A 12,150-nucleotide genomic window follows, 5' to 3' on the forward strand; every position below is an offset into this window, starting at 1 on the left:
GATGCTGTCCATTCCGTGCCCCTGGTGCGGACACCGCGACGAGACCGAGTTCCGCTACGGCGGGCAGGCCGGCGTCGCCTACCCGCCGGACCCGATGGCGCTGCCGGACACCCGGTGGGCCGAGTACGTCTTCATGCGGGACAACCCCAAGGGATGGTTCGCCGAGCGGTGGTGCCACACGGCCGGATGCCGGCGCTGGTTCACCATCGTGCGGCACACCGTGTCGAACGAGATCCAGCCCGCCGGTCCCGCCACCGGGGACCGGCGATGACAGCGGCGGGGCAGTTCCGGTTGCCGGTCGGCGGTCGCGTCGACCGGACCCGCACCGTCACGCTGCGTTTCGACGGCCGGGAGTACCCGGCGCACCCCGGCGACACCCTCGCCTCGGCGCTGCTGGCCAACGGCGTGCGGATCGTCGCACGCGGCCCGTACACGGGCCGCCCGCGCGGCGTCGCCGACCTCGGCCCGGCCGAGCCGCACGCGTTCGTCCAGGTCGACAGCGGTCCGGGCGAACCGATGGCCCGCGCGACCACGCTGGAGGTCTACGACGGCCTGACCGCCCGGTCGCTCGCCGGCAAGGGCGAGCTGCCGGACACCCCGGACCCCTCGCGGTACGACAAGACCTGGATCCACGTCGACGTGCTCGTCGTCGGCGGCGGCCCGGCCGGGCTGGCCGCCGCGCTCGCCGCCGGCCGGACCGGCGCCCGCGTCCTGCTCGCCGACGAACAACCGGAGCTCGGCGGTGCGCTGCTGGCCGGGCGGCCCTCACCGGCGCTGGACCGGGTGCCGGCGATGGCCGCCGAGCTGGCCGCGCTGCCCGAGGTGCGCGTGCTCACCCGGACGGCCGTCACCGGCTCGTACGACCACAACTTCCTCGTCGCGGTGCAGCGGCGCACCGAGCACCTCGGCGATGCGGCACCGGCGCACGTGGCGCGGCAACGGCTCTGGCACATCCGCGCGGGGCGCGTCATCCTGGCCACCGGCGCGCACGAGCGTGCGATCCTCTTCGCCGGTGGGGACCGGCCCGGTGTCATGCTCGCCGGAGCCGCCGCCGGGTACGCCTGGCGCTACGGGGTGCGCACCGGCCGGCGCGCGCTGGTGTTCGGCGCCCACGACCGCGCGCTGCGCGACGCGCTGGACCTGCTCGACCTGGGCGTGGAGCTGACCGGTGTCCTCGATGCGCGCGCCGGCGCGCAGGGGCCGCTCATCGAGGCGCTGCGGGGCAGGGGAGTGCCGGTCTGGACCGGGTACGGCGTCACCGGCACGGACGGCGACGCGGGCGGCGTGCTCACCGCCGCACACGTGGCGCCCATCGACGTGCACGGCTCGCCGTCCGGCCCGGCGCGGCGCATCGAGTGCGACCTCCTCGCGGTGTCCGGCGGCTGGAATCCCAACGTGCACCTGTACAGCCAGGCCGGCGGGCGCACCTCCTGGTCCGACGCCGTGGCGGCGTTCGTGCCCGGCGCGGCCGTCGGCGGGCACCGCCCGGTCGGCGCGGCCAACGGCACGTTCGACCTGGCCGAGGCGATCGCCGAGGGCGAGGCTGCCGGTCACGAGGCACCACCGCGCCCGCGTGCGAGGCCGGCGGCGCCGGGCACCGGGCCGGCCACGCTGTGGCTGGTCGAGCCCGGGCCCGGGCGGGAGGACCAGGTCTTCGTCGACGCGCACCGCGACGCGACCCTGCGCGACCTGCGCCGGGCCGTCGGCGCGGGGATGCGCTCCAGCGAGCACGTCAAGCGGTACACCACCATCGGCACCGGCGCCGACCAGGGCCGGTCCACGGGCGTGGCGGGTGCTGGCGTGCTCGCCGCGACCCTCGGCCGGCCGGTCGGCGAACTCGGCACCACCACCCACCGGCCACCGGCCACGCCGATCTCGTTCGCGCTGCTCGCCGGCCGGGACCGCGGGCAGCTGCTCGACCCGGTGCGCCGCACCCCGGTCCACGACTGGCACGAGGCCAACGGCGCCGTCTTCGAGGACGTCGGGCAATGGAAACGCCCCTGGTGCTACCCCCGGCCCGGCGAGGATCTCGACGCCGCGGTGCTGCGCGAGTGCCGCGCCGCCCGCGAGGGCGTGGCGATGATGGACGTCAGCACGCTCGGGAAGATCGACCTGCAGGGCCCCGACGTCGGGGTGCTGCTGGACCGGATCTACACCAACAAGTTCTCCTCGCTCGCCGTCGGCCACTGCCGGTACGGCGTGATGTGCCGGCCGGACGGGATGATCTTCGACGACGGGGTGACCGCCCGGCTCACCCCGGACCGGTACCACCTGACCACCACCACCGGCAACGCGGCCGCGGTGCTCGACTGGCTTGACGAGTGGCTGCAGACCGAGTGGCCGGACCTGCGCGTGCACGCCACCTCGGTCACCGACCAGTGGGCGGCGGTGGCGGTCGCCGGGCCGCGCGCCCGCGACGTCGTGCGCATCCTCGCGCCCGACCTCGACGTCTCGGCCGAGACGTTCCCGTTCATGACCGTGCGTGAAACGGTGCTGCGGACCGCGGACGGCGGCATCCCGGCGAGGATCTTCCGGATCAGCTTCACCGGCGAGCTCAGCTACGAGATCAACGTGCCGGCCTGGCACGGCCTCGCGCTGTGGGAGGCGGTGCACGCGGCCGGGATGCCCTACGGCATCACCCCGTACGGCACCGAGGCGATGCACGTCCTGCGCGCCGAGAAGGGGTTCATCATCGTCGGACAGGACACCGACGGCACCGTCGCGCCCGCCGACGCGGGCCTCGGCTGGGCGGTGTCGAAGGCGAAGCACTTCATCGGCGAGCGTTCGTTCCAGCGCGCCGACACCGCCCGCGCCGGCCGCAAGCAGCTCGTCGGGCTGCTGCCGGCCGACCCGGACACCGTCGTCGCCGAGGGCGCGCAGCTGGTGGCGGGCGTACCGCCACTGATACCGGCGGCGATGCTCGGGCACGTCACCTCCAGCTACCGCAGCGCCGCGCTGGGCCGGTCGTTCGCGCTCGGCCTGCTCGCCGGCGGGCTCGACCGGCGGGGCGAGACCCTGTTCGCGGTGTCGGACGGGCAGGCCCATCCGGTCGTCGTGGTCGAGCCGGTGTTCTACGACAAGGAGGGCGCGCACCGTGACGGCTGACGTCCACAGTGGACCGCATCCGCGCCGCAGCCCGCTGGAGCACCTCGCGGGCGAACTGGCCGCGGCCGGCGGCGCGGCGACGGTACACCTGACGGAACTCGCGTTCCTGCACCAGCTGGAGGTGCGCGGTGTCGCCGCGACCCGACTGGCCGCTGTTGCCGCAACGCACACCCTGCTGTGGCTCGGCCCGGGCTGGCACCTGCTGGTCGGCGAATCCGGCGAGTCGCTGGAGCCGTTGCTGCGCAAGGAACTGGGCGACGAGCACTACTCGGTCGTCGACGTCTCCGCGGCGCGTACCGTGCTGCAACTCAACGGACCGCGGGCGCGCGACGTGCTCGCCCACGGCTGTTCGCTGGACCTGCACCCGGAGGCGTTCCCCGTCGGCGGGTGCGCGCAGACCAACCTGGCCAAGGCGCAGGTCGTGCTGCACCGGCCCGGCCCGGACCGCTACCACGTGTTCGTGCGGGCCTCGTTCGCCGACTACCTGGCCCGCTGGCTGCTCGACGCGCTGGTCGAGTACGTGACGGCGGCGGGGGCAGCGGCATGATCGCGGTGTGCGCCCTCGCAGCGCTGGCGCCCGGCGAGGCCCGGCGGCTCGACGTCGACCCGCCGATCGCGGTGTTCCGCACGGAGGACGGCGACGTGTACGCGATCGACGACACGTGCACCCACCAGGACGCGTCCCTCACCGACGGCTGGCTGGAGGGGTGCGAGGTCGAGTGCCCGCTGCACGCCTCGCGGTTCGACCTGCGCACCGGCCGGGCCGACGCGCCACCGGCGAAACGGCCGGTGCGCACGCACCGGGTCGACGTGGTCGAGGGCACCGTCTACGTGACGCCGTCGGTGAGCGCGCCATGAAGCGGATCGTCATCGTCGGCGCCTCCCTGGCGGGCCTGTGCACCGCCCGCGCCCTGCGTGCGCACGGCTTCGACGGCGAGCTCGTGCTCGCCGGCGCCGAGGCGCACCGCCCCTACGACCGGCCGCCGCTGTCGAAGGAGTTCCTGGCCGGGCAGTACACCGAGGAGGACCTGACCCTGGAGGGCGGCGGCGAGGACCTCTCGGCGCGCTGGCTGCTCGGGCGGGCCGCGACCGGACTCGACCCGGTGACGCGGACCGTTCGCCTCGACGGCGGCGCCACGCTGCGCGCTGACGGCATCGTCCTGGCGACCGGTGCCGTCGCGCGCGAGCTGCCCGGCCACACCCGGACCGGGCGCCCGCCGGGCATGCACACGCTGCGGACCCTTGAAGACGCCCGGGCACTGCGCGCCGACCTGACCTCGGCGCGCCGCCTCGTCATCGTCGGCGCCGGCTTCATCGGCGCCGAGGTCGCCTCGACCGCCCGCGCGATGGGCGTGGACGTCACGGTGGTGGAGGCGCTGCCGACGCCCCTCGCTGGCCCGCTCGGCATCGCGATGGGCGCGACGGTCGCCGCCTTGCACGCCGAGCACGGGACGACGCTGATCTGCGGCGCCGGCGTGGATCGCGTCACCGCCGGCGGCGCCGGCGGCACTGAGCGCGTCGACGGTGTGCTCCTGCGCGGCGGCCGGCACCTGCCCGCCGACGTGGTGGTCGTCGGCGTCGGCAGCCGCCCGGCGGTCGACTGGCTGGCCGGCTCCGGCCTGACCGTCGAGGGAGGCGTGCACTGCGACGCGCACGGCGCGACCGGTGCGCCGGGCATCGTGGCGGTCGGTGACTGCGCCAGCTGGTACGACCCGGACCTGGGCGTGCATCACCGCATCGAACACTGGACCTCGGCGCGCGAGCGGGCCAGGACGGCTGCGGCCACGCTGCTCGGAGCGGCACCACCCGCCCCGGCGCCCGCGTACTTCTGGTCCGAGCAGTACGGCGCCCGGATCCAGTTCGCCGGACACGCGCTGCCCGGCGACGACGTCAGCATCGAGGACGGCGACGTGGCCGGCCGCAGCTTCCTGGCGGTGTACCGGCGCCCAGGGCCTTCAGGGCGCCCGGTCGCCGTCCTCGGCATGAACCGCACGCCGGCCTTCTCCCGTTGGCGACGCCGACTCGCTGCCCCACTGCCCTTGGAGGCGCCGTGACCCTCAGCCTGCCCCCCAGTCTCATCGCAACGCTGCCGGGCGACGCGTACACCGACCCGCAGGTGTTCGCCCAGGAGCAGGAGCGCATCTTCGAGGCGATGTGGTTCTGCGCGGCCAGATCCGACGAGCTGGCCGCGCCGGGTGCGTTCCGGACCGTCCAGGTCGGCCGCGAGAGCATCCTGGTCACCCGGGCCCGCGACCAGTCCGTGCGGGCGTACTTCAACGTCTGCCGGCACCGTGGCGCCCGGCTGTGCACGGAGCCGAGCGGCACGGTGCAGCGGGCGTTCCGGTGCTACTACCATGCGTGGACCTACGACCTCGGCGGCCGCCTGATCGCGGCCCCGAACCTGACGAAGATGGCCGACATCGACCGCGACGCCTACGGCCTGGTGCCGGTCCACGTCCGCGAATGGCTCGGGTACGTGTGGCTGTGCCTCGCCGACGCGCCGCCGTCGTTCGAGGAGCAGGTCATCGGCGCGGTGACCGAACGCCTCGGCGACCCGGCCGCCATCGAGCGGTACGGCATCGAGCAGCTGGCCCTCGGCCGCCGGATCGTCTACGACGTCAAGGCGAACTGGAAGCTCATCGTCGAGAACTTCATGGAGTGCTACCACTGCGCGACCATCCACCCGGAACTGGTCGAGGTGCTCCCCGAGTTCGCCGACGGCTACGCGGCGCAGTACTTCGTCGGGCACGGCGCGCAGTTCGGCGCCGGCATCGAGGGGTTCACCGTCGACGGCTCGCCCGGGCTGGACCGTATCCCGGGGATCGCGCCGGAGCAGGACCGCCGCTACTACGCGGCCACCATCCGGCCACAGGTGTTCCTCAACCTGGTGCCCGACCACGTGATCCTGCACCGGATGTTCCCGCTCGCCGCCGACCGCACGATCGTGGAGTGCGACTGGCTCTACCTGCCCGGCGTCGTGCGCTCCGGCAAGGACATCGAGCGTTCGGTCGAGCTGTTCCACCGCGTCAACCTGCAGGACTTCGAGGCGTGCGAGCGGTGCCAGCCGGCGATGAGCTCCCGCATGTACGCGCGGGGCGGCGTGCTGGTCCCCAACGAGCATCACATCGGCGACTTTCATTCCTGGGTCAGCACGAGGCTGGGCGCGCGATGAACGACGTCGACTTCGTCATCGTGGGCGGCGGATCGGCCGGCAGCGTGCTGGCCAACCGGCTCTCCGCCGACCCCGCGCACCGGGTGCTGGTCCTGGAGGCCGGCCGGTCCGACTACCCGTGGGACGTGTTCGTCCACATGCCGGCGGCGCTGACGTTCCCGATCGGCAGCCGGTTCTACGACTGGCGGTACTCCTCGGAGCCGGAGCCGCAACTGCACGGGCGCCGGATCTACCACGCCCGCGGCAAGGTGCTCGGCGGATCGAGCAGCATCAACGGCATGATCTTCCAGCGCGGCAACCCGCTGGACTATGCGCGGTGGGCCGCCGCCCCGGGCATGGCCGCCTGGGACTACGCGCACTGCCTGCCCTACTTCCGGCGGCTCGAGACGTGCCTTGCCGCCGAGCCGGACGACGCGTTCCGGGGCCACGACGGCCCGCTGGTGCTGGAGCGCGGACCGGCCGGCAACCCGCTGTTCCAGGCCTTCTTCGCCGCCGTGCAGGAGGCCGGCTATCCGCTCACCGACGACGTCAACGGCTACCGGCAGGAAGGGTTCGCGCCGTTCGACCGCAACGTTCACCGTGGACGGCGGCTCTCCGCGGCGCGCGCCTACCTGCACCCGGTGATGCGCCGACCGAATCTGCGGGTGCGCACGCGCGCGTTCGTGACGCGGGTGCTGTTCGAGGGCACCCGCGCCGTCGGCGTCGAATACCGCCACGGCGGCACGGTCCGGCAGGTCCGCGCCGGCGAGGTCATCCTGTGCGGCGGCGCCATCAACTCCCCGCAGCTGCTGCAGCTGTCCGGTGTCGGCAACGCCGCGGAGCTGGCCGCGCTCGGCATCGACGCGGTCGCGCACGTGCCCGGCGTCGGCGAGAACCTCCAGGACCACCTGGAGGTCTACGTCCAGCACGCCTGCACTTCTCCCGTCTCGATGCAGCCGAACCTGCAGCGGTGGCGCTACCCGTGGATCGGCTTCCGCTGGCTGTTCCTGCGCGAGGGCCCCGGCGCCACGAACCATTTCGAGGGCGGCGGATTCGTCCGCGGCAACGAGGAGGTCGCCTACCCCAACCTCATGTTCCATTTCCTGCCGCTGGCGGTGCGGTACGACGGCTCCGCCCCTGCCGGCGGCCACGGCTACCAGGTGCACGTCGGCCCGATGTACTCCGACGCCGTGGGCTCGGTCAAGATCACGAGCGCCGATCCACGGGTGCCGCCGGCGCTGCGCTTCAACTACCTGTCCACCGAGAAGGACCGGCGGGAATGGGTCGAGGCGATCCGCGTGTCGCGGCACATCCTCGGGCAGCCGGCGCTGCGCGGGTACGACGGGGGAGAGCTGTCGCCCGGCCCCGGCGTGGAGACCGACGAGCAGATCCTGGACTGGGTCGGCCGGGAGGCGGAGACGGCGCTGCACCCGTCGTGCTCGTGCCGGATGGGCACCGACGAGTCGGCGGTCGTCGACCCGTCGAGCCTGAGGGTGCACGGCGTCGACGGCCTGCGCGTGGTCGACGCCTCGGTCATGCCGTACGTCACCAACGGCAACATCTACGCGCCGGTGATGATGCTCGCGGAGAAGAGCGCCGACCTCATCCTCGGCAACACCCCGCTCGCCCCCGCCGAGGTCGAGTTCTACCAGCACCGGGTCGCGGACAGGCCGCAAGCATGATCGTCATCCGCAGGCCATCGAATGGTTACTGATTGTCCCGCCCGGATGGGCGATGATCACGTCCGGCCGGGCGGCTCCATGCCCGGCCGCTTGAAGGAGGCTTCTATGCACACCCGATTTGCCCGTGCCAGCGCACTCGTGGCGACCTCGCTCTTGGCCATCTCCGTCGCTGCGTGTTCGCCGCCGGAGAAGGAGAGCCCGGCATCGTCGAGCAACGCGGCGACGGCGGCCAGCGCCGCCGATCTGGGCGGAATGGACCAGCTCGTCGCGGCCGCGAAGAAGGAAGGCCAACTCAACGTCATCGCGCTGCCGCCGGACTGGGCCAACTACGGCGAGATCATCAAGGCCTTCGAGGCGAAGTACGGCCTCAAGGTCAACTCCGCGCAGCCGGATGCCTCCAGCCAGGATGAGATCAACGCCGCGAACCGGCTGAAGGGCCAGGGCAACGCGCCGGACGTGTTCGACCTGGGTGGCGCCGTGGCGCTGGCGAACGTGGCGATGTTCGCCCCGTACAAGGTCGCCACCTGGGCCGAGGTGCCCGACGCGCTCAAGGAGGCCGGCGGCGCCTGGATCAACGACTACGGCGGCTACATGTCGATCGGCTACGACGCGGGCAAGGTGCCCGCGCCGGCCACGGTCGCCGACCTGCTCAAGCCGGAGTTCAAGGGCAAGGTCGCACTCAACGGCGACCCGACGCAGGCCGGCGCCGCCTTCAGCGGTGTCGCCATGGCGGCCCTGGGCAACGGTGGCTCCGCCGACGACATCGCCAAGGGTGTCGACTTCTTCGGCCAGCTCAAGAAGGCGGGCAACTTCCTGCCCGTCGACCCGACGCCGGCCACGATCGAGTCCGGTCAGACCCCGGTCGTCATCGACTGGGACTACCTCAACGTCGCGCAGGGCACGAAGCTCAAGGGCAAGCTCGACTGGAAGACGGTCGTGCCGGCCAACGCCGTGGTGGGTTCCTACTACGTGCAGGCCATCAGCAAGGACGCGCCGCACCCGGCCGCGGCCCGGCTGTGGCAGGAGTTCCTGTACTCCGACGCCGGGCAGAACCTCTGGCTGAAGGGCGGCGCGCGGCCCGTGCGCGCCGACGCGATGGACAAGGCCGGAACGCTGGACAAGCCGGCGTACGCGGCGCTGCCGCCCGTCACCGGCTCGCCCGTGTTCCTCACCGACGCGCAGACCCAGAAGGCCAAGGACTACCTGGCCGCCAACTGGGCCAAGACGGTCAGCTGACCGTCGGCATGAGCACCGTCCAACAACGCTCGGACCCCGCGGCGCCCGCGCCCGGGGTCCGAGCCCGCGGCCGGCGAGGCCTGCGCCGCGGCCTGGACCTGTTCGGCGTCGTGCCGTTCTTCGCGTTCGTCGCCGTGTTCCTCGCGATCCCCACCCTCGTCGTGGCGATCGGTGCGTTCGCCGGTGACGACAACCGCCCGACGCTGGACAACCTGACAGCGCTGACCGACGGATACATCCTCGACGCGTTCGTGCGCAGCATCGTGCTGTCGGCCGCCACCGCCCTGCTCGGCGCGGTGCTCGGCGCGCTGCTCGCCTACGCGCTCGTCACGGCGAAGCCAGGCGGGCTGCTGCGCCGCATGGTGACCGCGGCCGCCGGGGTGCTGGCGCAGTTCGGCGGGGTCACCCTCGCCTTCGCCTTCATCGCCACGATCGGGCTCAGCGGCTTCGTCACCGTGTTCCTGCGCGACCATCTCGGCGCCGACATCTACGCCGGCGGCGTCTGGCTGTTCGAGCTGCCCGGCCTGATCCTCGTGTACACCTACTTCCAGATCCCGCTCATGGTCATCGTGTTCCTGCCGGCGCTGGACGGCATCCGTCCACAGTGGCGTGAGGCCACCGAGAGCCTGGGCGGCTCGACGTGGCAGTACTGGCGCCGGGTGGCGGTGCCACTGCTGGCCCCCGCGTTCCTCGGCTCGACCCTGTTGCTGTTCGCCAACGCGTTCTCGGCGTACGCCACCGCGGCGGCGCTGGTCAGCCAGGGCAACCCCATCGTGCCACTGCAGATCCGAGGGACGATCACCAGCGAGGTGGTCCTCGGACGGGCCAACCTCGGCAAGGCGATGGCGCTCGGCATGATCGTGGTCGTCGCGATCGTGATGTGGCTCTACGCGCTGCTGCAGCGGAGGACCTCGCGATGGCTGGGCTGACCCGGGTGGACGCACCGGCCCGGCGAGGCGGCCTGCGCCGCCGTCGCGCCCGGCGGCAGCGGGTCTTCCGATGGGTCGTCGTCGGGCTGCTCGGGCTGTTCTTCGCGCTGCCGCTGCTGGCCATGCTGGAGTTCACCACCCGCGGCGCCGGAGGCAAGGTGTCGTTCGACACGTGGCGCCTGCTCGTCGACTGGCCGCGCCTGAGCGAGACCTACCCCGACCTGTCGGCCGGCATCACGACCTCGTTCGGCCTCGCCCTGCTGACCACGGTCCTGATGCTCGTGCTCCTGGTCCCCACCGTGATCTGGGTGCGCCTGCGACTGCCCCGGCTGCGCCGCACGATCGAGTTCCTGTGCCTGCTGCCGCTGACCATCCCGGCGATCGTGCTGGTCGTCGGGCTGGCACCGGTGTACGCGTGGGTGACGTACTTCCTGGGCGGCTCGTCGCTGACACTGACCTTCGCCTACACCGTCCTCGTGCTCCCGTACGCCTACCGGGCCATCGACGCCGGGCTGACGGCGATCGACGTCCGCACGCTCGCCGAAGCGGCCCGTTCCCTCGGCGCGGGCTGGGCCACCGTGATCTGGCGGGTGGTGCTGCCCAACATCCAGTCCGCCGTGCTGTCCGCCGCGTTCCTGTCCGTCGCGCTGGTGCTCGGCGAGTTCACCCTCGCGTCCCTGCTCAGCCGCACCAACCTGCAGGTCGCGATCGAACTGCTCGGCAAGAGCAGCGCGACCATGTCGGTCGCGGTCTCCCTCGCCGCGCTGATCCTGGCCTTCGCGCTGCTGTTCCTGCTGTCATTCGCCGGTGCCGTCAGAGGCCGGCGGCGCAACCGTTCAAAGGAGCCAACCGTGAGTCCGAGCAGTGAGCCCGCCAGCCCCGTGGCGCCGGAGGTGACGTTGTGAGCGGCGAGCGGAGTGTTGCGGTGCGGCTGGAAGGACTGCGCCGGCGGTTCGGCGGCGTGCAGGCGCTCGACGGGCTCGACCTCGACCTCGTGCCGGGCGAACTGATCGCGCTGCTCGGACCGTCGGGCTGCGGCAAGACCACCGCGCTTCGGGTGCTGGCCGGGCTGGAGGACGCGGACTCCGGCTCGGTGCTGGTCGGCGGCAAGGACATCACGATGCTGCCGGCCAACCGGCGGGACATGGGCATGGTCTTCCAGGCGTACAGCCTCTTCCCGCACCTGAGCGCACTGCAGAACGTCGAGTTCGGCCTGCAGCTGCGCGGCCGGCCGGCCGCCGAGCGCCGCCGCACCGCCGCCGAGATGCTGGAGCTGGTCGGCATCAGCACACACGCCGACCGGTACCCGCATCAGCTCTCCGGTGGCCAGCAGCAGCGCGTGGCGCTGGCCCGCGCCCTGGCGATCCGCCCGCAGGTGCTGCTGCTGGACGAGCCGCTGTCAGCGCTCGACGCGAAGGTGCGCGTGCAGCTCCGCGACGAGATCCGCCGCATCCAGATCGAGGTCGGCACCACGACGCTGTTCGTCACCCACGACCAGGAGGAGGCGCTGGCGCTCGGCGACCGGGTCGGCGTCATGCGCGACGGCCGGCTGGAACAACTGGGCCCGCCGGCCGAGGTCTACCAGCGACCCGCGTCCGCCTTCGTGGCCAACTTCGTCGGGTTGAGCAACCGCCTGCCGGGCCGCGTCTCGGCCGGCACCGTCGAGGTGCTCGGCGTCGCTCTGCCGCTGATCGATCCGTCCGCGGCACCGGCCGACCGGACCGCGCCGGTGACCGCGCTCGTGCGCCCCGAGTCCGTCGACGTGGTCGCCGATGCGGAGGGCGCCGGCCGGATCCTCGCGGCGAGCTTCCTCGGACCCACGAGCCGGGTCACCGTCGCCATGCCGGGCGACGTGCTGGTCACCGCGCAGGTCTCCAGCGCCCGGCTGGCCGAGCTGACCCCGGGCGCGGCCGTGCGGCTCGACCTGCAGCCGGTGCCGGTGGCGCTCGCCACCTGATCGGGGCGGGTCCGCCTCGATGGCCGTCCGGGCATGGACAGGTGCGTTCTCGCGGCAGGTCGCAGCCAGGCAGGGCAGCACGGCGCGGAC

Annotated in this window: 11 protein-coding genes; all 11 read left to right on the forward strand. The window is 73.0% G+C overall.

Annotated features, from left to right (window positions below):
• The first annotated feature begins 1 nt into the window (after position 1).
• The 11 genes from OHA72_RS36215 (at position 2) to OHA72_RS36265 (ending at position 12,060) form a co-directional block, all read left to right on the forward strand.
• The gene (locus OHA72_RS36215; protein WP_327000554.1) at positions 2 to 271 is read left to right on the forward strand and encodes a sarcosine oxidase subunit delta; all 270 of its coding nucleotides are present in this window, start codon (positions 2 to 4) and stop codon (positions 269 to 271) included.
• On the forward strand, positions 268 to 3,105 hold the full coding sequence (locus OHA72_RS36220) for a 2Fe-2S iron-sulfur cluster-binding protein (RefSeq protein ID WP_327000555.1): 2,838 nt from the start codon (positions 268 to 270) through the stop codon (positions 3,103 to 3,105). The genes OHA72_RS36215 and OHA72_RS36220 overlap by 4 nt, the downstream gene beginning before the upstream one ends.
• Positions 3,095 to 3,652 carry a sarcosine oxidase subunit gamma gene (locus tag OHA72_RS36225; RefSeq protein WP_327000556.1) on the forward strand — a complete coding sequence of 186 codons (558 nt, stop codon included), beginning with the start codon at positions 3,095 to 3,097 and terminating at the stop codon, positions 3,650 to 3,652. Before OHA72_RS36220 ends, OHA72_RS36225 begins: the two co-directional genes overlap by 11 nt.
• Entirely contained in the window at positions 3,649 to 3,963 is a 315-nt protein-coding gene (locus tag OHA72_RS36230; RefSeq protein WP_327000557.1) for a bifunctional 3-phenylpropionate/cinnamic acid dioxygenase ferredoxin subunit, read from the forward strand. Before OHA72_RS36225 ends, OHA72_RS36230 begins: the two co-directional genes overlap by 4 nt.
• Complete coding sequence (locus tag OHA72_RS36235) at positions 3,960 to 5,159, forward strand: NAD(P)/FAD-dependent oxidoreductase (RefSeq protein WP_327000558.1); 1,200 nt, start codon at positions 3,960 to 3,962, stop codon at positions 5,157 to 5,159. The genes OHA72_RS36230 and OHA72_RS36235 overlap by 4 nt, the downstream gene beginning before the upstream one ends.
• Entirely contained in the window at positions 5,156 to 6,277 is a 1,122-nt protein-coding gene (locus OHA72_RS36240; RefSeq protein WP_327000559.1) for an aromatic ring-hydroxylating oxygenase subunit alpha, read from the forward strand. The genes OHA72_RS36235 and OHA72_RS36240 overlap by 4 nt, the downstream gene beginning before the upstream one ends.
• Positions 6,274 to 7,938 (forward strand): choline dehydrogenase, encoded by a 1,665-nt coding sequence (betA, locus tag OHA72_RS36245; RefSeq protein ID WP_327000560.1) that lies wholly within the window; start codon positions 6,274 to 6,276, stop codon positions 7,936 to 7,938. The genes OHA72_RS36240 and betA overlap by 4 nt, the downstream gene beginning before the upstream one ends.
• Before the next feature lie 105 nt (positions 7,939 to 8,043).
• The gene (locus OHA72_RS36250; RefSeq protein ID WP_327000561.1) at positions 8,044 to 9,174 is read left to right on the forward strand and encodes an ABC transporter substrate-binding protein; all 1,131 of its coding nucleotides are present in this window, start codon (positions 8,044 to 8,046) and stop codon (positions 9,172 to 9,174) included.
• Between the two features lie 8 nt (positions 9,175 to 9,182).
• Positions 9,183 to 10,103: an ABC transporter permease gene (locus tag OHA72_RS36255; RefSeq protein WP_327000562.1), complete on the forward strand. Its 921-nt coding sequence runs from the start codon at positions 9,183 to 9,185 to the stop codon at positions 10,101 to 10,103.
• The gene (locus OHA72_RS36260; RefSeq protein ID WP_327000563.1) at positions 10,091 to 11,008 is read left to right on the forward strand and encodes an ABC transporter permease; all 918 of its coding nucleotides are present in this window, start codon (positions 10,091 to 10,093) and stop codon (positions 11,006 to 11,008) included. The genes OHA72_RS36255 and OHA72_RS36260 overlap by 13 nt, the downstream gene beginning before the upstream one ends.
• Positions 11,005 to 12,060 (forward strand): ABC transporter ATP-binding protein, encoded by a 1,056-nt coding sequence (locus OHA72_RS36265; RefSeq protein WP_327000564.1) that lies wholly within the window; start codon positions 11,005 to 11,007, stop codon positions 12,058 to 12,060. The genes OHA72_RS36260 and OHA72_RS36265 overlap by 4 nt, the downstream gene beginning before the upstream one ends.
• Positions 12,061 to 12,150: the final 90 nt, after the last annotated feature.

Source organism: Dactylosporangium sp. NBC_01737, from assembly GCF_035963215.1.
Taxonomy (GTDB): domain Bacteria; phylum Actinomycetota; class Actinomycetes; order Mycobacteriales; family Micromonosporaceae; genus Dactylosporangium.